Genomic DNA, 24,155 nt, shown 5'->3' with positions numbered 1-24,155 from the left:
AGACAATGCAACACAACCTCATGCGCCGTATCTTCCCGCTGGCCGCCACCGCCGTGGCCGCCATGCTGGCCTCGGGCGTCGCGCTCGCGCAGGAAGTGGTCAAGATCGGCTACACCGGCCCGCTGTCGGGCGGCGCCGCGCTGTATGGCAAGAACGTGCTGTCGGGGGTGCAGATGGCCGTGAACGAGATCAACGCCGCCGGACTGGAAGTCAAGGGCAAGAAGGTCAAGCTGGAGGTGGTGGCGCTGGACGACAAATACTCTCCCGCCGAAGCCGCCATCAATGGCCGCCGCCTGGTGCAGCAGCACAAGACCACGGCGATCTTCGTGCCGCATTCGGGCGGCATCTTCGCGCTGCAGGCCTTCAATGAGCAGGAGAAATTCCTGGTGATGGCCTACTCCAGCGTGCCGCGCATCACCGACGCCGGCAACAAGCTGACCATCCGCATCCCGCCGGCCTATACCGGCTATATCGAGCCCTTTATCAAGGCGCAGATGAAGCGCTACGGCAAGAACGTGGCGCTCGCCCCGGCCGACCATGACTACGCCAAGGCGTGGGTGCAGGCCTTCGTGCCGGCATGGGAATCCGCGGGCGGCAAGGTGGTGGCCAACAACCCGATGTCGTACACCAAGGCGACCGACTTCTACAGCGGCGTGTCGCGCGCGATCAGCGAGAAGCCGGACGTGATGTTCGTGGGCGGCCCGTCCGAGCCGACCGCGCTGGTGGTCAAGCAGGCGCGCGAGCTGGGCTTCAAGGGCGGCTTTATCGTGATGGACCAGGCCAAGATGGACGAGATGGCCCGCGTCACCAACGGGCTGTCGATGCTGGAAGGCTCGATCGGCGTGCTGCCGCTGGTCAACGACAGCCGCCCCGCGGCGCAGAACTTCAACGCGAAGTACAAGAAGCTGCATGACGGGCGCGATGCCACCACGGAGATGTCGTTGAACTACACCATGGTGTATGCGCTGGCCGGCGCGATGAAGCTGGCCGGCACCACCAGCGATGCCGCCGCGATCCGCGCGAAGATGCCGGATGCGGTCAAGGGGCTGGCAAAGGAGGTCAACCCGAATGAAGTCGACGGCATCGATGCCAAGGGCGGGTCGATGGCCGATACCGTGGTGGGCTGGGTGCAGAACGGCAAGATCGCGCAGGTGCGGCTGTCTGAACTGGCGAAATAAGCTGGCGAAACAAGCTGGCGAAACAAGCTGGCGCCATAAGCACGGCCGGGTTGCCGCCCTCGCGCGGCACCGGCAAAAACAAACCCCGGCATGCCGCAAGGCTTGCCGGGGTTGATTTTTGTTGTTGTGCAGCCCGAGCGCGCTACGCTACTGGCGGAGATCGCCGTCCCGCCTATTGCGCGCCTCCATCTGCCCGCGCTAGTGCTGCGCGCGTTGTTGCTGTTGTTGTTGCTGTTGTTGCCGCTGCTGCTCCATCTGCTGGCGCTGCTGTTCCGCCTGCTGCCGCTGGCGTTCCTGGCGTTCCTGCATCTGCCGCTGCTGCTCATGCTGGTGGCGCTGCTGCTCCTGCATTGCGCGCTGCTGCTGTGCCTGCGCGGCGCGCTGCTGCTGCTCATGCATCTGGCGCTGCTGTTCGGCCTGCTGGCGCTGCATGGCCTGCTGGCGCTGCTGCTCCTGCATCTGCCGCTGTTGCTCCATCTGCTGGCGCTGCTGCTCCATCTGCTGGCGCTGCTGCTCCATCTGCTGGCGCTGCGCGGCCTGGGCTTGTGCCTGTGCCTGGGCCTGCTGGGCCTGGCGCTGCTGGGCTTCCTGCATCTGCCGCTGCTGCTCGAAGCGCTGGCGCTGTATCTCCTGGCTTTGCCGCGCCTGCTCGGACATCTGGCGCTGGCGCTCGATCTGCTGGCGCTGCTCGGCGGCCTGCCGCTGCTGCGCCTCGGACTGCCGCTGCTGCTCCATCTGCTGCCGCTGCATGGCCTCAGCCTGCTGCGCCTGGCGCTGCCGCGCTTCCTGCATTTGCAGCTGTTGCTGGCGCTGTTGCTCTCCCTGCTGCATTTGACGCTGCTGGCGCTCCTGCTCAGCCTCCTGCGCCTGGCGCTGCTGCTCGAACCGCTGGCGCTGCATCTCCTGGCTTTGCCGCGCCTGCTCGGACAGCTGTTGCTGGCGCTGTTGCTCTGCCCCCTGCATCTGCCGCTGTTGCTGGCGCTGTTGCTCAGCCTCCTGCATCTGGCGCTGCTGCTCGAACCGCTGGCGCTGCATCTCTTGCGACTGCCGCGCCGGATCGGGACGCTCCTGCCCGTCCGCCCACTGCCGCTGCTGCAGTTGCTGCGCGCGTTGCTGTTCCTGCTGGCGCCGGTCCATCGCTTCCTGCTGCTGACGCTGCAGTTCGCGCGCCTGCTGCTGTTCGCGCGCCTGGCCCTCCCACTGGCGTTGCTGTTCCTGCTGGCGCCGGTCCATCGCTTCCTGTTGCTGGCGCTGCTGCCGCTGCAAGGCTTCCTGCTGTTGCCGCTGCATCTCCGGCAGCTGCCGCTGCTGCTCGCGCAGCGCGCGCTGCTGTTCCATCTGCTGGCGCTGCAGTGCCTGCTGCTGTTCGCGCTGCATGGCCTGCCGTTGCGCGTCGGCGGGCCCGCCCGGCTGGCCGGCGAAGCCGCGCGCATCGTCCGGGCGGTTGCTGAAGCCGCGGCCATTGCCGCGCGGCGGCTCGCCCGGCGCGCTGGCATTGCCGGGCTCGCGTGCGGCAATGGCGGCCTGGCTGATCCGGACGTCGGGGCGCACATCCTGACGCACATCGGTCCTTGGCCGCGCGTCGGCACGCCCTTGCCGCTGACGATCCCCACGATCGCCACGATCGCCACGATCGACGCGCTCTCCGCGCCAGACCGGCCCCGCGCCCGGCACCACCCCGCCTTCACGCGCGAAGCGCCGCGCCAGGTCTTCGGTGGCGGGCCGTCCCGGCGGCCGGGCGGCGATGGCCTGGCGCTCGAAGCCATGCCGGATCTGCGGCGGCAGTGGCCGTGCCGGCGCCGCACCCAGCAGGCTGCTCTTGACCGGCGCCACCGCCGGCGCACCGCGCGCCTCGCCGGCCGGCAGGTTGCGCCATTCCTCGCGGTGCATGCCGCGCACCGGCCGCCCCTCGACGAAATTGCGCGCCGGCATGCCGGTGATCGCGCCCGGCACACTGCGATTGACGTACGGACCAGGGCGGCGGTCGCCGATCACGATGTTGTTGACGGTGACGCGGTTGATCCGGGCGACGTAGGTCGGGCTGGCCCGATACGCCGGGCGATACGCGTCGTGCGGTCCCAGCGGATACCAGGCCACGCCTGGCCCGCTGCCAACACGCACGCTCCAGTTCGGTCCACCGCCGCCGACAAAGGCCACCACGGCGGGCGCGTAGCAGGGCCGCACGCGCGGTCCCGGCACCCAGCCCCAGCGCCTGCCCACATAGGCCCAGCGGCCGTAATGCGAAGGCGCGAAGCCCCACGGCGCATCGTCGATCCAGGTCCAGCCCCATGGGGCGATCCAGGCCCAGTGCCCGACGCTGTACGGTGCCCAGCCGGCGCTGACCACGCGCGGGAACCAGACCGCGCCGTAAGCGGGGTCTTCCTGCCAGTCGCCATAGCCGTCCAGCGCGGCATAGCCCGGCATTTCGCGCGGCACGTAGCGTGCCGACAGCGAGGCGTCTTCGCGCGCATCGCGCGCGGCGGTCCAGCGGTCGAACGCGTCTTCGGGCGCACCGCCGCCGCCCGCATCGGCCAGGTCGGTGCCGGCAAAGCGCATGCGGTCGCCGCGCTGCAGCTCGATCGAGCGGCTGTCGCCATAGACCACCGCGCTGCCATGGCGCATGGTCACGGTGGTGGTGCTGCCGTCGGGGGCCACGTCGAGCCGGTAGTCGCCCGGCTCGCGCGGCACGAAGGCCAGGTTGGGGGTGTCCACTTCCACGGTCTGGTCCTGCGGCAGCGCGCGCACGCGCAGCTGCAGCGTGCCCTGCGTCAGCTTGACCTGCGTGGTGCTGTCGTCCAGGTTCAGGATGCTGGCCGCGGTGGCGCCGCCCATCCGGATCGCGACCGTGCCCGCGTGCAGTTCGGCGCGGCCGCCGGCGTCCAGCCACAGCCGGTCGCCGGTGGTGAAGGGCCGGTTCAGCGCGGCGGCGGCCCAGTCGTCCGAGCCCGCGGGCGCGAAGCTCAGGTTGCCGTCGACCGCGGTCAGCGTGGCGATGCGCGACGACGGGTCGAGCTGCTGTACCCCGGGGTCGGCCACCGGCGCATCGAGATAAGCCTGGCCAGGCACGGGGCCTGGCACCTGGGCCAGTGCAGCAGCCGCCACCGCCAGGCCGGCTGCCGCGGCCAGTGCGGTCAGGGCCAGCCGGGTGCGCGTGGCGTTGCGGGGGTCAGCCTGGGCACGAAGAAATGCGCGGAACGAGTCGAACATGGATGTCAGGGATCGGGACAGAACGCTTCAGGGCGCGCCCGCCAGCGGCGGCCGTCACCCTATTGTCACCATACATGGCAGCGGGCACGACGGCGCAAGCCGCCCCGCGGACTTTGTAAGGTTGTATTTCGCCCTGCGGCGGTCCCGTGTGCAGCGCGTGCCGGCTGCGGGCAGGCTGCGGGCCGCCGGCCGGTCAGAGGCTGGTGTGGCCGGTCGCAGCGGCCGTCAAAGGTGGAAACAACTCTGTTCGCGCCAGCCGCCAAGCAAGGGTTTTCCCGAGGCCTGGCGTGGATGCCTGGCAGGCCGGGGAGGCCGTGATGCCGGTCAGCCGCGCGACTGCGCGAGCAGCCGCTCGGTCAGTTGCTCGGCCGGCATCGGGCGGCCGTACAGGTAGCCTTGCGCCTCATGGCAGTCGTTGGCCAGCAGGAACTCGCGCTGCCCCGGCGTTTCCACGCCCTCGGCCACCACGCCGATGTGCAGGCTCGCGCCCACGCTGATCACCGAGCGCACGATGGCGGCATCGACCGGGTCTTCGGTCACGTTGCGGATAAAGGACTGGTCGATCTTGAGCCGGTCCACCGGGAACGACTTCAGGAAGCTCAGCGAGGCGTAGCCCGTACCGAAGTCGTCGCAGGTCAGCGTCACGCCGTCCCGGCGCAGCGCCTGCAGCTGGTCAGCGACCTCGTCGCCCTGCTGCAGCGCGATGGTCTCGGTGATCTCGATCTCAAGGCAATCCGGCGCCAGCTCGAGTGCGCGCAGCACGTGGCGCACCTCGGTCAGCAACCGGCTCTCGGAGAGCTGCGCGGCAAACAGGTTGATGGCCACGCGCGGCGCCTGGGGAAACGCCAGCGACCACGCGCGCGCCTGCGCGCACGCAGTCTGCAGCAGCCACATGCCGACATCGCTGGCGATGCTGCTGGCGGCCAGCGCATCGATAAAAGCGGCAGGCGTCAGCAGCCCGCGCGTCGGATGGCGCCAGCGCATCAGGGCCTCGGCGCCGCGGATGCGGCCGTCGCGCAGGTCTACCTGGGGCTGGTACAGCAACTCGAATTGCCGCTGCGCATAGGCTTCGTGCAAGGCCTGCACCAACGACAGGCGCGTGCTCACGTCCGAGCGCATCTGCGGCTTGAAGAAGCGGATGGTGCGGCCGCCATCGTGCTTGGCGCGCGCCAGCGCCAGGCTGGCCGCGGCAAGTATGTCCGACGGCAGGTTGCCAGCGGCGGGGGCCACGCAGGCGCCGATGCTGGCCAGCACATGGTGGCACCGTCCGGCATGCTCATGCGGGGACGACAGCATCGACAGGATCGCGGCGCCGACATGGCGCACCAGCGTCGGATCGGAAATGGAAGGGAGCAGCACGCCGAACTCGTCGCTGCCAATGCGGCCGATGACGGCGTCGCGGGGCGAGGCGTCGCGCAGGCGCCGGGCCACCCGCTGCAGGATGGCGTCACCCTCGGCATGGCCGTGCATGTCGTTGAACGCGCGGAAGTCGTCGATGCCGATGAGCAGCAATGCGCAGCGCGGCACCGCCTCGCTGTGCAGGCGCGCCTCCAGTCGCTTCAAAAATCCCAGGCGATTGTCAACGCCGGTCAGCGGATCGAGATCCGAGCCTGGCGAGGCGCCAGTCGCCTTCGCCCCCGACTTGGCCACCATCCCTGCCCCATCTGTAATTGTCGACATTGGTACCCGTTCGCAATTTAGCAAGTGTGACGAAAACTTGGAAAAAATCAAGCAGTTCCGATTGATACGCGAACGGCAATGCGGCGGCACAACGCCGGGCGTCCCCGAACGGCGCCGTCGTTGAATCGGCTCCCGGCTTGCAGTACCCTACCGCGCATCAAGCCGCCCCCGGGTTTTGCCTTCCCGGCGGCAGCCCATGCGGGCGATGCGGCGATGCGGCGATGCGGGCAAACAACGGCCGCTCCTGAACAAGAACACCACCGGGGGACTTCACCGTGAACAACTGGACCATCCGCACGCGCATCCTGGCAAGCTTCACGCTGATCCTGCTGGTCATGGCCGTGATGGGCGTTGTCGCCTATACCCGCCTGAGTGCGATTGAACGCGGCACCGAGGTGTTGATGACGGACGCGTTGCCCGGGCTGACCTACAGCAGCGGCATCCGCAGCATCTGGGGCGAGCGCTACGTGCTGGCCTGGGAGACCGCCACCGCCGATTCCGATGCGGAACGGCGGGATTTCCAGCAGCAGAGCCAGGACGCCGCGAGCCGGCTGGACAAGCTGGAACAGCAATACGAGACCACGATCCTGCGCGAGGAGGACCGTGCCGGCTTCAAGGCATATCGCGATGCGCGCGTGCAATACGAACAGGCCGTCCAGGCCCTGGGCCGCCCCGATGCATGACCACGGCCACGGCCGCGGCGGCGTTGCGCGGCGACATCCACAAGCGCTGGCTCGCCGCGCGCAATGCCGCGCAACAGGTGGTGGAGGACAACACCGTCATCAGTACGCGCTCAACGCGTGCCATGGAGAAGGCCGTCGAAGCCGCCAAGATCGGCATCGAAGTGGCGCTGATCGCGGCAGTATTGGTCGCGGTGGTGGCCGGCTACCTGCTGCTGCGCGCGATCACCGTGCCGATGCAGTCGATCGTCAGCCTGCTGTCCGGCATCCGCGCCGGCGACTTGCGGCTGCGGATGGCGTTGCAGCGCAAGGATGAATTCGGCGAGGTCGAGGAAGGCTTCAACCAGATGACCGGCGAGCTGACTTCGCTGGTGGGGCAGGCGCAGCGCACGGCGATCCAGGTCACCACCTCGGTCAACGAGATCGCCGCGACCGCGCGCCAGCAGCAGGCCACCGCCACCGAGACCGCCGCCACCACCACGGAAATCGGCGCTACCTCGCGCGAGATCTCGGCCACCGCGCGCGACCTGGTGCGCACCATCCATGAAGTCTCCAGCGCCGCCGAGCAGACTGCGGGACTGGCCGGCACCGGCCAGGTTGGCCTGTCGCGGATGGAAGGCACCATGCAGCATGTGATGGACGCAGCCGGCTCGGTCAACGCCAAACTCACCACGCTCAACGAAAAGGCCGGAAATATCAACCAGGTGGTGACCACCATCGCCAAGGTGGCCGACCAGACCAACCTGCTGTCGCTGAACGCGGCGATCGAGGCGGAGAAGGCCGGCGAGTACGGCCGCGGCTTCTCGGTGGTGGCTACCGAGATCCGGCGGCTGGCCGACCAGACCGCGGTGGCCACCTACGACATCGAGCAGATGGTGCGCGAGATCCAGTCGGCGGTGTCGGCCGGCGTGATGGGCATGGACAAGTTCTCCGAGGAAGTGCGCCGCGGCATGGCGGATGTCACCCAGGTGGGTGACCAGCTCTCGCAGATCATCGCGCAGGTGCAGTCGCTGGCGCCGCGCGTGCAGATGGTCAGCGAAGGCATGCAGGCCCAGGCCGGCGGTGCCGAGCAGATCAACCAGGCGCTGATGCAGTTGTCCGAGGCCGCGCAGCAGACCGTGGATTCACTGCGGCAGTCGAGCCAGGCCATCGACGAACTGACGCTGGTGGCCAACGACCTGCGCAGCGGCGTATCGCGCTTCAAGGTCTAGGCCGGCCCTCACAGCGCACCGCGCGCCGCCGCCATGAAACTGTTCCTGCTGTTCCGCCTCGGCCAGGACCACTATGCGATCGATACCGCCGAGATCGCCGAGGTGCTGCCGCTGGTGCGCCTGAAGCAGGTCCCCGGCGCCCCGGCATGGGTGGCGGGCATGATGGAGCGGCGCGGCCAGCCGGTGCCGGTGCTCGACCTGGCCGCGCTGGCCACCGGCGTGCCGGCGGCGCTGCGCACCAGCACGCGCACGGTGCTGGTCCACTACCGCCGCGAGCCTGGCGATCCCGCCCGGCTGCTGGGCCTGCGGCTGGAATCGGCCACGCAGACGCTGCGCTGTCCGGAAGAGTCCTTTGTCGACGGCGGCATCGCCGGCGCCAGCCCGCGCTACCTGGGGCCGGTGCGCCATGACGCGCGCGGGCTGGTGCAGTGGGTGCGCGTCAACGCCCTGCTGCCAGACGACATCCACGCGATGCTGTTCGCCGGGTCGCCGCAGGAGGCTGCATCATGAGCACTGCCGAGCACATCGAGGCCCTGCTCAAGGCACGTATCGGCCTGGACGCCGGCTCCATCGGCGCCGGCGCCGTGGAGCGCGCCGTGCGCGAGCGCAGCCAGGCGCTGCAGGCGCCCGACACCCAGGCGTACTGGAAGCTATTGCACGGCACCGCCGACGAAATGCAGGCGCTGATCGAAGCCGTAGTGGTGCCGGAGACCTGGTTCTTCCGCCATCGCGAAGCACTGCTGGCGCTGGGCCGCTTTGCCGCCGAGCGCGCCTTTGCCGATCCCGCGCGCACGCTGCGCGTGCTGAGCCTGCCCTGCTCCACCGGCGAAGAACCTTACTCGATCGCGATGGCGATGCTCGATGCCGGCGTGCCGCCGGGGCGTTTTCGCATCGACGCGGTCGACATCAGCGCCCGCGCGCTGGCCCGCGCGCGCCAGGGCGAATACGGGGCCAACGCCTTCCGCAGCGCGCCGCTGGATTTCCGCGACCGCTATTTCACCGCCACCGCCACCGGCTATACGCTGGATCCGCGCGTGCGCGCGCAGGTGCGGCTGCTGCAGGGCAACCTGGTCGATCCCGGCTTGCTGGCGGGCGAGCCGCCCTATGACTTCGTGTTCTGCCGCAACCTGCTGATCTACTTCGATGCCGCAGGGCAGCGGCGCGCGGTGCAGACGCTGACGCGGCTGACCATGGCGGACGGCCTGCTGTTTGTCGGGCCGGCCGAGGCCAGCCTGTTGACCTCTCAGGGGCTGGAATCGGTGGGCGTGCCGCTGACCTTCGCCTTCCGCAAACCCGATCCGGCACGCGCCGCGGCAATGGCGGCAACCGCGGCAACAGCGGTAGCGGCGCCCTCTCCCGCCTCTTCGCACCCCAAGCCGCCGCAGCGGATGTCAGCGCCGCCAAGATTGCCGCGCGCGCCGGTCCCGGTGCGGCCGGCACCGGCTGCGGCTGCGCCCGCGGCAACGGCCACGGCAACCGGCAACGACCGCGCCGCCGCGCTGGCCCGCATCGCCGGCATGGCCGATCGCGGCGAGCTGGAAGCCGCCACCGCGGCGTGCCTGAAGCTGATCGAAGGCGCCGGCGCGGATGCCGAGGCCGACGCCGACGCGTTTTGCATGCTCGGCGTGCTGCATGACGCCGCCGGCCGCAACGCGCAGGCGCACGCCGCCTACCGCAAGGCGCTGTACCTGGACCCGGCGCACCAGGAAAGCCTGTACCACCTGGCCGCGCTGCTCGACACCGAAGGCGACCACGACGGCGCCATGCGCCTGCGTCAGCGCGCGCAGCGCCACACCCGCAAGCACCATGGCTGAGCCCCAAGGCATCCTGTTGCGCACCGACGCCGTCGACGACTGCTGGCGCCGCATCGGCATCCGCGGCGACGGCTCGTGCCCGGCGCTGGCCGAACACGCGCATTGCCGCAACTGCCCCACCTACGCCCAGGCCGCGGCCACGCTGCTGGACGCGCAAGGGCTGGATGCACTGCTGGAAGAGCTGCCCGATGCCGCATCGCTCGCCGAAGACGATCGCGGCGAGTCCGCCGCGCGCGGCAGCGCGCAGTCGTGCCTGGTCTTCCGCATCGGCGATGAATGGCTGGCGCTGCCCACCGCGGCGCTGGGCGAAGTCACCGCCCCCGCCCCGGTCCATTCGCTGCCGCACCGGCGCGATGCCGCGGTGCTGGGACTGGCCGCCGTGCGCGGCAACCTGCTTGCCTGCCTGTCGCTGGCGCGGCTCTTTGACGGCGGCGCCGCGCCCGCCGACACCCACGGCAATGGCAGCCGCTTCCTGATCCTCGGCCAGGGCCGCGCCGCGATCGCACTGCCGGTGGCCGAAGTGTCCGGCATTGCGCGCGTGCCGCAGCACGCGATGCAGCCGCTGCCCGCCACGCTGGCGCGCGCCTCGGCACGCTACACGCAGGCCCTGTTCGCCGACAAGGACCGCACCGTGGGGCTGCTCGACGCGGCGCTGGTGCGGCAGGCGCTGACCCGGAGCCTGGCATGAATCCCGAACAATTGCGCGACGCCTCGCTGCTCGAACTGTTCGCGCTCGAAGCCGAATCGCAGGCCGACGTGCTCAACGCGGGCCTGCTGGCGCTGGAGCGCAACCCCGCCGCGGCCGAGCATCTCGAAGCCTGCATGCGTGCCGCGCATTCGCTCAAGGGCGCGGCGCGCATCGTCGGGCTCGATGGCGGCGTGCGCGTCGCGCATGCGATGGAAGACTGCCTGGTCGCCGCGCAAGGCGGCATGCCGCTGACCGCCGCGCATATCGACGCGCTGCTGCAGGGCACCGACCTGCTGCTGCGCATCGGCCATCCGCCCGGCGGCGACCCGGACTGGGCCGAAGGCGCCGGCCGCGCGCAGATCGATGCGGTGGTGCAGCGGCTGGGCACGCTGGACGGCGGCACGGCGGCGCCGTTCGAGGAGGAACCTGTCGAAGCTGAACCAGTGCCCGCCGCAATGGCTCCAAGCCCGCCTGCCCTCGACATCGCCGGCCCACCCGCCGCGCCACCACCGCAGCCGCCAACGCCTACCGCCGCAGCCGACGCGCACGAACGCATGCTGCGCGTCAGCGCCGATACCCTCGACCAGTTGCTGGCGCTGTCGGGCGAGGCCATGGTCGAGTCGCACTGGCTGCGCCCCTTCGCCAAGTCGCTGCAGAAGGCCAGGCGCCAGCAGGCACGCGCGCTGCATGCCGCCGATACGCTGCAGGAAGCGCTGCAGCAGGTGCTGGACGGCAACGCCGGCGCAGCCGGTGGCGCGCGCGCGGCGCTGGCGACATTGCGCGAGCTGCTCGACGAGGGCCATACCCAGCTGGGCGCGCGGCTGGAAGAGTTCGACCAGTACGATCACCGCGCCACGCGGCTGGCGCGGCGGCTCTACGACAGCGCGCTGGCTTCGCGCATGCGCCCGCTGGCGGACGGCCTGACCGGCTATGCGCGCATGGTGCGCGACCTGGGCCGCTCGCTCGGCAAGCACGTGCATCTGGAACTGATAGGCGCCGGCACGCAGGTGGACCGCGACATCCTGGAAGCGCTGGACGCGCCGCTGGCGCACCTGCTGCGCAACGCCGTCGACCACGGCATCGAGCCGCCCGACGTGCGCGTCGCGCAAGGCAAGCCGGCGGAGGGCCGCGTCACGCTGCAGGCGCGCCACAACGCGGGCCGGCTGGTGATCGAGATCTGCGACGACGGCGCGGGCGTCGACATGGATGCGCTGCGGCACGCCATCGTGCGCCGGCGCCTGGCCTCCGAAGAGACCGCGGCGCGGCTGTCGCAGGCCGAGCTGCTCGACTTCCTGCTGCTGCCCGGCTTCAGCATGCGCGAGACCGTGTCGGAGGTATCGGGCCGCGGTGTCGGCCTCGACGCCGTGCAGGAAATGGTGCGGCGCGTGCGCGGCAGCCTGCGGCTGACGCAGCAGCCGGGGCGCGGCCTGCACTTCCAGCTCGAGCTGCCGCTGACGCTGTCGGTGGTGCGCACGTTGCTGGTGGACGTTGCGGGCGAGGCCTATGCCTTTCCGCTCGGGCGCGTGCTGCGCGCGGCGGCGGTCGCGCGCAGCGATATCGAACAGACCGAGGGCCACCAGCACTTCCGCCATGAAGGGCGTGCCGTGGGACTGGTCAGCGCCGCGCAGGTGCTGCAGCGGCCCGAATCCGCGCCCGCGCTGGAGCGCGAGCAAGTGCCGGTGGTAATCGTCGGCGAGGCCGAGCGCGTCTACGGCATCGCCGTCGACCGCATGCTGGGCGAGCGGCTGCTGGTAGTGCAGCCGCTGCCCGCGGCGGTGGGCAAGGTCAAGGACATCGCCGCCGGCAGCCTGACCGACGACGGCACCCCGGTGCTGATCTTCGATGTCGAGGACGTGATCCGCTCGGTCGAGAAGCTGGTGTCCGAAGGCCGCATCACGGGCGTGCGCCAGGCCGCCGCGGCCACCGTGCAGGTGCGCGCCCGGCGCGTGCTAGTGGTGGACGACTCGCTCACCGTGCGCGAGCTGCAGCGCAAGCTGCTGGCCGGGCGCGGCTACGACGTGGCGGTGGCGGTCGACGGCATGGACGGCTGGAACGTGCTGCGCGCCGAGCCCTTCGACCTGGTCATCACCGATATCGACATGCCGCGCATGGACGGCATCGAGCTGGTGCGCCGGATCCGGCAGGACGCCGCGCTGCGGCGGCTGCCCGTGATGGTGGTGTCGTACAAGGACCGCGAGCAGGACCGCCAGCGCGGCCTGGAAGCGGGCGCTGATTATTATCTGGCCAAGGGCAGTTTCCACGACGCCGCGCTGCTCGACGCAGTGCAGGACCTGATCGGCGAGGCACGGACATGAAAATCGGCATCGTCAACGACTCGCCGCTCGCGGTGGCCGCGCTGCGCCGGGCGCTTGCGCTGGACCCCGCGTTCGAGATCGCCTGGGTCGCCGGCGACGGCGCGCAGGCGGTGCAGATGGCCGCCAGCCAGACTCCCGACCTGATCCTGATGGACCTGCTGATGCCGGTGATGGACGGGGTCGAGGCCACGCGCCGCATCATGGCCGCCACGCCCTGCGCGATCGTGGTGGTGACCATGGACCTGGGCCGCAACGCCTCGCAGGTGTTCGACGCGATGGGCCACGGCGCCATCGATGCGGTCGACACGCCCACGCTGGCGGAGCCCGATGCCAAGCTTGCCGCCGGCCCGCTGCTGCGCAAGCTGCGCAATATCGGCCGCCTGCTGGCCGGGCGCGTGGCGCCGCAGCACACGCTGACGGCGGCGCCGCGCGCGGTGGCGGCGCCGCGGCTGGTGGCGATCGGCGCGTCGGCTGGCGGCCCGGCCGCACTGGTCACGCTGCTGGGCGCGCTGCCGGCGGACTTTGGCGCGGCGGTGGTGATCGTGCAGCATGTCGACGAGGCCTTTGCCGCCGGCATGGCCGACTGGCTCGACGGCCAGTGCGCGCTGCCGGTGCGCATCGCCCGCCCCGGTGACACGCCGCAGGCCGGCACGGTGCTGCTGGCCGGCACCAATGACCACCTGCGCCTGACCGGCCCCACGCGCATGGTCTATACCGAGCAACCATGCGACTACCTGTACCGGCCTTCCATCGATGTCTTTTTCGAAAGCGTGGTGGAGCACTGGCGCGGCGACGTGGTCGGCGTGCTGCTGACCGGCATGGGCCGCGACGGCGCGCTGGGCCTGAAGGCCATGCGCGAGCGCGGTTTCCTGACCATCGCCCAGGACCGCGCCACCAGCGCCGTGTACGGCATGCCCAAGGCCGCCGCGGCCATGGGCGCCGCCGCCGAGATCCTGCCGCTGGCGCGTATCGCGCCACGCCTGCTGCAGGCCTGTGGCCGCATGGCGCTGCCCTGAACGAATTTCTAATGTCCCGGGCGGCACCGGGACCGCAACACCCAGGACCTGATCATGCAACCCGACCCCTCCGCGCCAGCCATCCCGTCCTTACCGGACGCGCCGTCCGCCGACAAGCAGAACTACCCCGCCATGGTGCTGCTGGTGGACGACCAGGCCATGGTCGGCGAAGCGGTGCGCCGGGCGCTGTCGACCGAGTCCGACATCGACTTCCACTACTGCTCGCAGCCGGACGAGGCGGTGGCGGTGGCGCAGCGCACCAAGCCCACGGTGATCCTGCAGGACCTGGTGATGCCGGGCGTGGACGGCCTGACGCTGGTCAGGCGCTATCGCGAAAACCCGGCCACGCGCGACATCCCGATCATCGTGCTGTCGACCAAGGAAGAAGCGGCGATGAAGAGCGCGGCGTTCTCGGCCGGCGCCAACGACTACCTGGTCAAGCTGCCCGACAGCATCGAGCTGATCGCGCGCATCCGCTACCATTCGCGCTCGTACCTGAACCTGCTCCAGCGCGACGAGGCCTACCGCGCGCTGCGGCAAAGCCAGCAGCAACTGCTCGAGACCAACCTGGAACTGCAGCGGCTGACCAACTCCGACGGCCTGACCGCGCTGTCCAACCGCCGCTACTTCGACGAATACCTCGGTGCCGAATGGCGCCGCGCGCAGCGTGAGCAGACGCAGGTGGCGCTGCTGATGATCGATGTCGACAGCTTCAAGGCGTACAACGACACCTATGGCCATGTCGCCGGCGATGAAGTGCTGCGCCGCGTCGCCAGCGTCATCCGCGACAACTGCACGCGCGCGACCGACCTGCCCGCGCGCTTTGGCGGAGAAGAGTTCTCGATGGTGCTGCCGTCCACCTCGCCGGGCGGCGTGCGACTGCTGGCCGAGAAGGTGCGGCGCGCGGTCGAGGCGCTGCGCATCGCCCACAGCGGCTCGGCCACCAGCGACTGCGTGACCGTCAGCATCGGCGGCGCGGTGATGGTGCCGCAACCGGATCAGCCCGCCAGCCGGCTGGTGGAAGCGGCGGATGCCGGCCTCTACCAGGCCAAGCGCAATGGCCGCAACCAGGTGATGATGTCGTTGCCGTGAATGGAAACGGCAGTTTGAAACCAGGCTGCGGAACCGTACGGCAGCGCAGCAAGTCATAGCCAGAACACCCGTTGCAACAACCGGTTACACACTGATGGCGCCGCGTCGCCAAACTTCCTCTCGCCCGCGCGGCTATGCGCCGACTGGCTTCGCCGGCTCTCCGCCCCTACACGCATCACGTCCTGTCGGAATCGTCCGACATGGAATTCGGAGCCCCGCGCCTGTCTGGTAACAGACTTGATACCTATCGTTTGATCACGGCAGGCGTGCGCACAGGCGGCGCCTGTAAAAGCAGAAACCAAACTGGCCACGCGACCGGCGCGCCCCGCGCGGGGGCATGGGCCAGCTCGTCTCTGAATCCAACGGTGAGAGGTGACCCATGTTCCGATCCAAGACCAGTCTTATCCTCGGCCTCGCCCTGGCCGCAACGGCAGTGCTGTCGGCTTGTGGCGGCGGCGATGACGGCATCGATGATCGCGTAGGGCTGAGCAAGCCTTCCGTGCGGGCAATCCATGCGGTGACCGGCGGCCCGAATGTCGACGTGCTGCAGAACGGCACGCTGACCAGCTTCGTCAACAAGCCGTACAAATTCGTCTCGACCTACTTCAATGTCGAAACCGGCAACCAGCTGATCTCGTTCAATGTCGCAGGCACGCAGACGGAACTTGGCCGCACCTCGTTCGTTGCCGCCACCGGCCACAAGTACACCGCGGTGGCACTGCCCGGCGCTACCGGCGCGGAAGTGCTGACGATCGACGACCCGTTCGGCAAGGGCCTGCTGTCGCACAAGGCGCAAGTGCGCAGCCTGAATGCCTCGTTCAATGCGCAGAACGTCGATATCTACCTGACCATGCCGGCGATCGACATCAACTCGGTCGGGCCGACCTTCGGCGCGGTAGCCTACAAGCAGGCCTCGCCGGCTTCCGGCCAGGACTCGCTTGAACTGGATGGCGGCACCTATCGCCTGCGCATCACTACGGCGGGGACCAAGACGGTGATCTTCGACTCCGGCGCATTGACGATCGACAACAACGCCGACTGGCTGATCACCACGATCCCGGTGGACGGCATCGGCGCGACCGTGCCGAACCGGATCAAGGTGCTGGTGGCACGCGGCAACGATGAGTCGCAGGCCGGCCTGGAACTGGTCACGCAGTAAGCGCGCTGAGCAGCAGGTTTAATGCCGTCCGCACCATGCGTGCGGGCGGCAAGGCAGGGGCCGGTCCGGTGGACCGGCCTTTTTTCATGCCCGCTTGCGGTGTGTGCGCCGCCCTGCCTGATGTGTTACCTGAGTCGTTGGACGGCGCGCTCCCGGCGGCGTGCGCGGCGTTATTCTTCCTGGAACGCCTCTTCGCGCTTGGCCTTGATCGACGGCAGGGCCACCACCGCCACCAGCGCGGCGGCTGCGATCAGCAGGCCGACCGACAGCGGACGCGTCACGAACACGCTGAAGTCACCACGCGACAGCAGCAGCGAGCGGCGGAAGTTCTCTTCCATCATCGGCCCCAGCACGAAGCCCAGCAACAGCGGCGCTGGCTCGCACTTGAGTTTCAGGAACAGGTAGCCGATCACGCCAAAGCCGGCGGCCATGAACACGTCGAAGGTCTGGTTGTTGACCGAGTACACGCCGATGCCGCAGAACACCAGGATCGCCGGGTACAGGAAGCGGTACGGCACGGTCAGCAGCTTCACCCAGATGCCGATCATCGGCAGGTTCAGGATGATCAGCATCAGGTTCCCGATCCACATCGAAGCAATCAGGCCCCAGAACAGCGCCGGATTGCTCGACATCACCTGCGGGCCGGGCTGGATGTTGTGGATGGTCATCGCCCCCACCATCAGCGCCATCACCGCATTGGGGGGGATGCCCAGCGTCAGCAGCGGGATAAACGAGGTCTGCGCCGCGGCATTGTTGGCCGATTCCGGACCGGCCACGCCTTCGATCGCGCCCTTGCCGAACTCGTGCGAGTACTTCGAGGTCTTCTTCTCCAGCGAGTACGCCGCGAACGAAGCCAGCGCGGCACCGCCGCCCGGCAGGATGCCCAGTGCCGAGCCCAGCGCGGTGCCGCGCAACACGGCCGGGATCATGCGCCGGAAGTCTTCCCGGCTGGGGAACAGGTTGGTCACGCGGTTGGTGAAGGTCTCGCGCGCTTCCTTCTGCTCCAGGTTGGCGATGATCTCGGCAAAGCCGAACATGCCCATCGCCAGCGCGACGAAGTCGATGCCGTCGGTCAACTCCGGCACGTCGAACGAGAAGCGCGCGGCGCCAGAGTTCACGTCGGTGCCGATCAGGCCGAGCAGCAAGCCCAGCACGATCATCGAGATCGCCTTGGGCAGCGAGCCCGAAGCCAGCACCACCGCGCCGATCAGGCCCAGCACCATCAGCGAGAAGTATTCGGCCGGACCGAACTTGAACGCGAGTTCCGACAGCGGCGTGGCGAACGCGGCCAGGATCAGCGTGGCCACACAGCCGGCGAAGAACGAGCCCAGGCCCGCGGTGGCCAGCGCCACCCCTGCCCGCCCTCGTCTTGCCATCTGATAGCCGTCGATGGTGGTCACCACCGACGACGACTCGCCCGGCAGGTTCACCAGGATGGCCGTGGTCGAGCCCCCGTACTGGGCGCCGTAGTAGATACCGGCCAGCATGATCAGCGCTGCCACCGGCGGCAGCGTGTAGGTGATCGGCAGCAGCATGGCGATGGTGGCCAGCGGCCCCAGGCCCGGCAGCACGCCGATCAGCGTCCCGAGCACGCAGCCAAGGAAGGCGTAGGCAAGGTTCTGCAGCGAAAGCGCGGTGGAGAAGCCCAGCGCAAGGTGGTCAAACAATTCCATGGTCGGCGCTCCTTAACCGGTGATAAAGGCAGGCCATACCGGCATCTGCAGGTTGATGCCGTAGACGAACGCGCCCAGGCTGATCAGCACCAGCACCACGGCGTTGAGCAGCGAACCCTTCCAGCTGAACTCATGGCTGGCCATCGATGACACCATCACCAGCACGAAGACCGACAGCACCATGCCCAGCGGCTTGAGCAGCAGTCCGAACAGCACCACCGAGCCCAGGATCCACAACAGCGTCTTCAGGTCCCAGCGCGCGAGATGGTCTTCCTCGCCCTGGGACGACAGCGAAGACAGCAGCACCACCGCGCCGAGCACGGCGAGCACCAGTCCGAGCAGGAAGGGGAAATAACCGGGTCCCATCTTTGCGGCCGTTCCCATGGAATAGCCACGTGCGACCCAGGAAAAGCCCAGGCCGACCAGTACGAACATCAGGCCGGAGGCAAAGTCCTTCTGGCTGCGTATGCGCATAATGATTCTCCTCAAAGTTCACGAACTGCCGTGCCGGGTTGCGCGCTGGCTCGGGCGCAATGTCGCATGCAATGAGGCATGGTTCCCGACGTTGATGCGAACGTTAGAGATGCGATCTTTCAGGCGCCTTTCATTTGTCCTGGTTTAGGGGTATTTACCGATGGGGCTTAAAAACAAGGGGAATGCTGCGGGCGAGCGCGATCCGATACATCATTGTTGTGATGTATTTTTACGGCAATGCCTTGGGAGAGACGATGCGGAACTAGCGGCAGCAATGCCGCAGAAAACAAGACGGCACGCGCACTTGCATCCATGCAAGGCGCGGCCGGAAAGACGCGTCATCACAGCCTTGGGGACAAGACACGCGTGGGCTGGGAGGGAGTGCCAGCGATGACAAGATGACACAGGGATCTTTCGAACGGCTTTCAGTGAGAAATGTTCTTTCGGCTGCCGTTTTGCTTCGGCGCATTCGATCACTGATTGCGTTCTCCCTCTCCCGCTTGCGGGAGAGGGAAGCAAACCCGCAGCGATCGAACACTACTGCTGCGCCGAAACCTGACACATCACCGGACGCCTTCCGTCTCGGGCGTGCGCGCTTCCGGTTCCTCCGCCACCACCCCCGCATCCTCACAAGGCGTCCCCATGCTGGTATCCGGCGCCTGCCCACCTGCCTCACCCGCCGGCAGGATATGGCTGCGCCGCCAGTTGCCAAACCGGTAATACCCGAGCGCCAGCACCAGCGACACCACCGACCCCAGCGGAAAACTCCACCAGATCGCGTCGGCACCGATGCGCTCGCCCAGCGCCCACGCAAACGGCAAGCGAATCACCCACATCGACAGGAACAGGATCACCAGCGGCGCCATCACCGCGCCGGTGGCGCGCACCGTGCCGAAGATCACGATGGTGAAGCCGAACAGGATGAACGACCATAGCACCACCACGTTGATATGCTGCGCGATACCAATGGCCACGCCGTCGGTGCCGAGGAAGAGTCCGAGCGAATGCCGGTTGAACAGGTAGATCAGCCCCACCAGCGCGCCGGTCATCGCCACATTGAACATCAGCCCCACGCGCGTGATGCGCGTCACGCGCTGCCACAGTCCCGCGCCGACGTTCTGCGCCACCATCGACGACACGCTGGCACCGACGGCCAGCGCGGGCATCTGCACATAGGTCCAGAGCTGCGAGGCCACGCCGTAGGCTGCAGTGGTCTGGGAGCCATAGGCGTTGACCAGCGCCATCATCACGATCGCCGACGACGAGATCACCACCATCTGCAGCCCCATCGGCAGGCCCTTCACCACCAGCGCACGCAGGATCGCCGGATCGGGCCACAGCAGTGCCAGTTGGGCGCGATGCAGCAGCAGGAAATGGCGGCGCCGGTACAGCAGCAGCATCATCGCCGCCAGGCTCACCAGTTGCGCGATCAGCGTGGCCAGCGCCGAGCCGGCGATGCCCAGCGCCGGAATCGGCCCGACCCCGAAGATCAGTACCGGGTTGAGCACCACATCCAGCACTACCGACAGCAGCATGAACCAGAACGGCGTGCGCGAGTCGCCGGCGCCGCGCAGCGTCATCATCACGAAGTTGTAGAAATACATGAACGGCAGCGCCAGGAAGATGATGCGCAGGTAGGTCACCGCTAGCGGCGCGGCGTCCTCCGGCGTGTGCATGGCGGCCAGGATATCGGGCGTGTAGACAAAGCCGAGCACCGTTGCCAGCACCGACAGCGCGACAAAGAACGTGGTGCTGGTGCCGACCACGCGGCGCGCCTCTTCGACGTCGTGCGCGCCGACCGCCTGGCCGATCATGATGGTGTTGGCCATGCTGATGCCGAACACCACCCCCAGCAGGAAGAACAGGATGATGTTGGCGTTGGAGGTCGCCGTCAGTGCCGCCTCGCCGAGGAAGCGGCCGACCCAGACCGAATTGATCGAGGCGTTGAGCGACTGCAGGATATTGCTGCCGAGCACCGGCAGCGAGAACAGCAGCAAGGTGCGGCCGATCGGGCCGGTGGTCAGTCTGGCGTCTGGCTTCATGGGCGTGGCGCGCCGCGGGCGCCCGCACAGGGCGCGCCGCAACGGTGTCGGGATGGGAGATCGGGGGAAATCCGGCCAGTCTATCCCTGCGCAGGGGACGCCACAAGCACGCGCGGCCGGCGCCGCGGCGCGCTTTTTACCTGAATGAGTTATTCCGCCGCGGCGGCCATGCGCGGCATACTCGGCGCGGGGACAGCGCGCCCCAGGCGCCCTGCCGGACAGGACACCCGGCCCGTAGCGCCCTGCGCGCTTTCCTCCAGACGCAATCACAACGCGCAGTCATAACAAGGAGGTGGGGTCATGTTTGTCGGTTTTCAGCCTGTTCCCGGCGCCCTGGTGCCGTTCGCCTATGACTGGCCCATGGTTGGCCTGTCCTTTTTTATCTCGGTCTGCGGCGCCTATGTCGGGCTGCGCTGGTCGCGGCGCGTGCGGCTGCCCGATGGCCGCCTGGACGTGGACCGGCTGCTGTGCGCCAGCGTGGCGCTGGGCGGCGGCGCGGTCTGGTCGATGCACTTTATCGGCATGGTCGCCTACCAGACCCCCACGCACCGCGAGTTCGGCCTGTTCCTGACGCTGGCGTCGCTGCTGGTGGTGATGGTGCTAGCCGGGACCGGGCTGGCAATCGCCTCGCGCCCGCGCGGCAGCCGCTCCGACAACGTGATCAAGGGCGGAGTTTTGACCGGCCTCGGCGTGGTGGCGATGCACTACACCGGCATGGCGGCGATCCGCTCCAATACGCGCTTCGACTGGGACCTGGGCGTGATCGCGCTGTCCGCGGTGATCGCGGTGGTGGTGTCGGTGGTGGCGTTGTGGCTGGCCACCACGGTCAAGACCGGCGGCAAGCAGCTTGCCGCGGCGGTGGTGATGGGCGTGGCGGTCTGCGGCATGCACTACACCGGCATGTCGGCGGGCACCATGGTCTGCACCAGCCCCACCTACGCGCCGAGCCTGTTCGCGATCGAGGGCGACAGCATCGGCTATGCGGTGTTCGGCCTGACGCTGATCACGCTGCTGGTGATCCTGGTGGTGGAAGCCACCCGCGCCGGCGCCGAAGCCGCCGTGCGGCCGCGCGACACCGCCTGACGCGGACACAAACGCGCCCGCCGCGGCGCGGACCTTGCCGCACATCCTGGCCCCTCATGCGCCCGCACAGGCGCATGGCCCACTGCATGATCGCCGCAGTCGGGGTAAGCTTGCGGTTTCACTGCCGGCCGCGGCCGGGGGGCGCGCCCCTCCGCTGCCGCGCCGCAACGCCCAACGAACGCCTCAGGCCCACCAGGAGAACACGCATGTACCAGGATCTCGCGCTCTATATCGACGGTGAATTCATCAAGGGAGGCGACAGGCGCGAGCAGGACGTCATCAACCCGGCCACGCAAGAGGTGCTGGGCAAGCTGCCGCACGCCACCCGCGCCGACCTTGACCGGGCGCTCGCCGCCGCCCAGCGCGCCTTTGAAAGCTGGAAGAAGACCTCGCCGCTGGAGCGCTCGAAGATCCTGCGCCGCGTGGGCGAGCTGACGCGCGAGCGCGCGAAGGAGATCGGCCGCAATATCACGCTGGACCAGGGCAAGCCGCTCGCCGAAGCCGTTGGCGAAGTGATGATCTGCGCCGAGCACGCCGACTGGCACGCCGAGGAATGCCGCCGCATCTACGGCCGCGTGATCCCGCCGCGCCAGCCCAATGTGCGCCAGATCGTAGTGCGCGAGCCGATCGGCGTGTGCGCGGCCTTTACGCCGTGGAATTTCCCGTTCAACCAGGCCATCCGCAAGATCGTGTCGGCGCTGGGCGCCGGCTGCACGCTGATCCTGAAGGGCCCGGAGGATTCGCCCAGCGCGGTGGTGGCGCTGGCGCAACTGTTCCATGACGCCGGCCTGCCGCCGGGCGTGCTCAACATCGTGTGGGGCGTGCCGGGCGAGATCTCGACCTACCTGATCGAATCGCCGATTGTGCGCAAGATCTCGTTCACCGGCTCGGTGCCGGTTGGCAAGCAACTGGCGGCCCTGGCCGGCGCGCACATGAAGCGCGTGACGATGGAGCTGGGCGGCCATTCCCCGGTGCTGGTGTTCGACGATGCCGATATCGAGCCCGCCGCCGAGATGCTGGCGCGCTTCAAGCTGCGCAACGCCGGCCAGGTATGCGTATCGCCGACGCGCTTCTACGTCCAGGAGAAGGCCTATGACAAGTTCCTGGCGCGCTTTACCGAGGTGATCGGCTCGATCAAGGTGGGCAACGGCCTGGAGGACGGCACGCAGATGGGGCCGCTGGCGCACGAGCGCCGCGTGCTGTCGATGGAGCAGTTCCTGGACGATGCCAGCCAGCGTGGCGGCAAGGTGGTGGCCGGTGGCGCGCGCCTGGGTGACAAGGGCTACTTCTTCGCGCCCACCGTGGTCACCGACCTGCCCGACGATTCGCGCCTGATGACCGACGAGCCGTTCGGCCCGGTGGCGCCGGTGACGCGCTTCAAGGACACCGCCGAGGTGCTGCGCCGTGCCAACAGCCTGCCCTATGGCCTGGCGTCGTATGTGTTCACCAACTCGCTGAAGACCGCCACCGAAGTCTCCAACGGGCTGGAGGCGGGCATGGTCAACATCAACCACTTCGGCATGGCGCTGGCCGAGACGCCGTTCGGTGGCATCAAAGACTCCGGCATTGGCAGCGAAGGCGGCCAGGAGACCTTCGATGGCTACCTGGTGACCAAGTTCATTACGCAGGCGTGAGCGCACGGGTCTGAGCGCCGCCGCCCGCGCGCACGGCACAGCAAGGCGGCCTGCCGCCGGCCCGCTCCCGGAGCCGGCGGCGCCTCCCCTTCAGCGGAAGAACGCGCCGCGCGTAAGGAACGTATAGTTCGCTTCTTCCGCCATCAGCCAGACCAGCACCAGCAGGCACATCGGCGGGACCAGGATGGCGCAGATCAGCGCCATCCGCTCCCATGCCATATGCATGAACACCGCCACGATCAGCCCCGCCTTGAGCCCCATGAAAATCAGAATCAGCGCCCAGCGCAGGTAGCCGGTGACGTGGAAGTAGTCGACCATGTACGACAGCGTCGACAGCACGAACAGCAGCAGCCAGATCTTCAGGTACAGCCCGATGGGATGCTGCTGGCCGTGTGCCGCGGCATGGCCGGCATCGTGGCCGGGCTCGTGCGTGGAGCCTTCCGGCGTTGCAGGAGTTGCAGGAGTTGCGGGAGTTGCGGGAGTTGAAGCCATGGCCGCCCTCACCAGAGATAGAACAACGCAAAGATAAACACCCATACCAGGTCAACGAAGTGCCAGTACAGGCCGGCGATCTCGACGATCTGGTAGTTGCCGGTGGCCTCGTAGCGTCCGCGCAGCACGCGCGTGGCGACCACCAGCAGGTAGATCACGCCGCACGACACGTGCAGGCCGTGGAAGCCCGTGATCATGAAGAACGTCGAGCCGAACTGCGCCGCGCCCATCGGGTTGGTCCACGGGCGCACGCCCTCGTCGACGATCAGCTTGGTCCATTCGAACGCCTGCATGCCGACGAACAGCATGCCGAACAGCGCGGTCACCAGCATCAGAATTGCGCATTCCCTGCGCGCACGCCGGTAGGCGTAGTTGACCGCCATCGCCATGGTGCCGCTGCTGGTGATCAGCACGAAGGTCATGATGGCGATCAGCAGCAGCGGGATATCGGCGCCGCCCACATGCAGCGCGAACACCTCGCTGGGGTTCGGCCACGGCACCGTGGTTGACATCCGCACGGTCATGTAGCCGGTCAGGAAGCAGCTGAAGACAAAGGTGTCGGACAGCAGGAAGATCCACATCATGGCCTTGCCCCACGACACCTTGAACGCCTGCTGGTCCGACGACCAGTCGGCCAGCATGCCGCGCAGCCCGCCCAGCGGCGGCGGCGGCGCCACGGCCGGCGTGGCCGATGGTGAAGACAGTTGCGTTGACATG

General features: G+C 68.5%; 17 protein-coding genes and 1 pseudogene. 11 read left to right on the top strand and 7 right to left on the bottom strand.

The features are described 5' to 3' along the window. The first annotated feature begins 5 nt into the window (after positions 1-5). Positions 6-1,178: an ABC transporter substrate-binding protein gene (locus tag AB1I47_RS17700; RefSeq protein WP_354685043.1), complete on the top strand. Its 1,173-nt coding sequence runs from the start codon at positions 6-8 to the stop codon at positions 1,176-1,178. A 198-nt stretch (positions 1,179-1,376) separates the two neighbouring features. Here AB1I47_RS17700 and AB1I47_RS17695 read toward each other — a convergent pair whose 3' ends face one another. Together AB1I47_RS17695 and AB1I47_RS17690 are read right to left on the bottom strand one after the other, a co-directional pair. Further along, positions 1,377-4,385, bottom strand: a complete 3,009-nt coding sequence (locus AB1I47_RS17695; RefSeq protein WP_354685042.1) for a DUF6600 domain-containing protein — start codon at positions 4,383-4,385, stop codon at positions 1,377-1,379. Positions 4,386-4,709: 324 nt separating this feature from the next. Beyond that, positions 4,710-6,038, bottom strand: coding sequence for a putative bifunctional diguanylate cyclase/phosphodiesterase (locus AB1I47_RS17690; RefSeq protein WP_354685051.1), 1,329 nt, complete (start codon positions 6,036-6,038; stop codon positions 4,710-4,712). Positions 6,039-6,278: 240 nt separating this feature from the next. On the opposite strand from AB1I47_RS17690, the pseudogene AB1I47_RS17685 reads away from it, so the two are divergent. The 8 genes and pseudogenes from AB1I47_RS17685 (at position 6,279) to AB1I47_RS17650 (ending at position 16,040) form a co-directional block, all read left to right on the top strand. Next, a pseudogene (locus AB1I47_RS17685) lies at positions 6,279-7,956 on the top strand (methyl-accepting chemotaxis protein). Positions 7,957-7,989: 33 nt separating this feature from the next. Then, on the top strand, positions 7,990-8,466 hold the full coding sequence (locus AB1I47_RS17680; protein WP_354685041.1) for a chemotaxis protein CheW: 477 nt from the start codon (positions 7,990-7,992) through the stop codon (positions 8,464-8,466). Then, the gene (locus AB1I47_RS17675; RefSeq protein WP_354685040.1) at positions 8,463-9,770 is read left to right on the top strand and encodes a CheR family methyltransferase; all 1,308 of its coding nucleotides are present in this window, start codon (positions 8,463-8,465) and stop codon (positions 9,768-9,770) included. Before AB1I47_RS17680 ends, AB1I47_RS17675 begins: the two co-directional genes overlap by 4 nt. Next, on the top strand, positions 9,763-10,458 hold the full coding sequence (locus AB1I47_RS17670; RefSeq protein ID WP_354685039.1) for a chemotaxis protein CheW: 696 nt from the start codon (positions 9,763-9,765) through the stop codon (positions 10,456-10,458). Before AB1I47_RS17675 ends, AB1I47_RS17670 begins: the two co-directional genes overlap by 8 nt. Beyond that, positions 10,455-12,773, top strand: a complete 2,319-nt coding sequence (locus AB1I47_RS17665; protein WP_354685038.1) for a hybrid sensor histidine kinase/response regulator — start codon at positions 10,455-10,457, stop codon at positions 12,771-12,773. The genes AB1I47_RS17670 and AB1I47_RS17665 overlap by 4 nt, the downstream gene beginning before the upstream one ends. Continuing rightward, positions 12,770-13,789, top strand: coding sequence for a chemotaxis response regulator protein-glutamate methylesterase (gene cheB / locus AB1I47_RS17660; RefSeq protein WP_354685037.1), 1,020 nt, complete (start codon positions 12,770-12,772; stop codon positions 13,787-13,789). The genes AB1I47_RS17665 and cheB overlap by 4 nt, the downstream gene beginning before the upstream one ends. A gap of 54 nt (positions 13,790-13,843) precedes the next feature. Then, positions 13,844-14,881 (top strand): PleD family two-component system response regulator, encoded by a 1,038-nt coding sequence (locus tag AB1I47_RS17655; protein WP_354685036.1) that lies wholly within the window; start codon positions 13,844-13,846, stop codon positions 14,879-14,881. A 379-nt stretch (positions 14,882-15,260) separates the two neighbouring features. Continuing rightward, entirely contained in the window at positions 15,261-16,040 is a 780-nt protein-coding gene (locus AB1I47_RS17650) for a DUF4397 domain-containing protein (RefSeq protein WP_354685035.1), read from the top strand. Between the two features lie 170 nt (positions 16,041-16,210). On the opposite strand, the gene AB1I47_RS17645 is transcribed toward AB1I47_RS17650, so the two are convergent. From AB1I47_RS17645 to AB1I47_RS17635, 3 genes are all read right to left on the bottom strand, one after another. After that, positions 16,211-17,713, bottom strand: coding sequence for a tripartite tricarboxylate transporter permease (locus tag AB1I47_RS17645; protein ID WP_354685034.1), 1,503 nt, complete (start codon positions 17,711-17,713; stop codon positions 16,211-16,213). A gap of 12 nt (positions 17,714-17,725) precedes the next feature. Next, a complete protein-coding gene (locus AB1I47_RS17640; protein ID WP_354685033.1) occupies positions 17,726-18,187 on the bottom strand; it encodes a tripartite tricarboxylate transporter TctB family protein in 462 nt (153 codons plus the stop codon). A gap of 563 nt (positions 18,188-18,750) precedes the next feature. After that, entirely contained in the window at positions 18,751-20,229 is a 1,479-nt protein-coding gene (locus AB1I47_RS17635; protein ID WP_354685032.1) for an MATE family efflux transporter, read from the bottom strand. 300 nt (positions 20,230-20,529) lie between these two features. Between AB1I47_RS17635 and AB1I47_RS17630 the strand changes: the two genes are divergently transcribed. After that, positions 20,530-21,312, top strand: a complete 783-nt coding sequence (locus AB1I47_RS17630) for an MHYT domain-containing protein (protein ID WP_354685031.1) — start codon at positions 20,530-20,532, stop codon at positions 21,310-21,312. A gap of 206 nt (positions 21,313-21,518) precedes the next feature. After that, complete coding sequence (locus AB1I47_RS17625) at positions 21,519-22,946, top strand: NAD-dependent succinate-semialdehyde dehydrogenase (RefSeq protein ID WP_354685030.1); 1,428 nt, start codon at positions 21,519-21,521, stop codon at positions 22,944-22,946. Between the two features lie 90 nt (positions 22,947-23,036). Here the strand turns inward: AB1I47_RS17625 and AB1I47_RS17620 are convergent, their stop codons facing one another. Both AB1I47_RS17620 and AB1I47_RS17615 read right to left on the bottom strand, forming a co-directional pair. Next, a complete protein-coding gene (locus AB1I47_RS17620) occupies positions 23,037-23,438 on the bottom strand; it encodes a cytochrome C oxidase subunit IV family protein (RefSeq protein ID WP_354685029.1) in 402 nt (133 codons plus the stop codon). A gap of 8 nt (positions 23,439-23,446) precedes the next feature. Continuing rightward, positions 23,447-24,154: a heme-copper oxidase subunit III family protein gene (locus tag AB1I47_RS17615; RefSeq protein WP_354685028.1), complete on the bottom strand. Its 708-nt coding sequence runs from the start codon at positions 24,152-24,154 to the stop codon at positions 23,447-23,449. Between the last annotated feature and the right edge of the window lies 1 nt (position 24,155).

This window comes from Cupriavidus necator, assembly GCF_040578825.1.
Taxonomy (GTDB): Bacteria; Pseudomonadota; Gammaproteobacteria; order Burkholderiales; family Burkholderiaceae; genus Cupriavidus; species Cupriavidus necator_E.
Note: the sequence above shows the minus strand (reverse complement) of the source record. Positions and strands in the feature narration are given on the sequence as shown.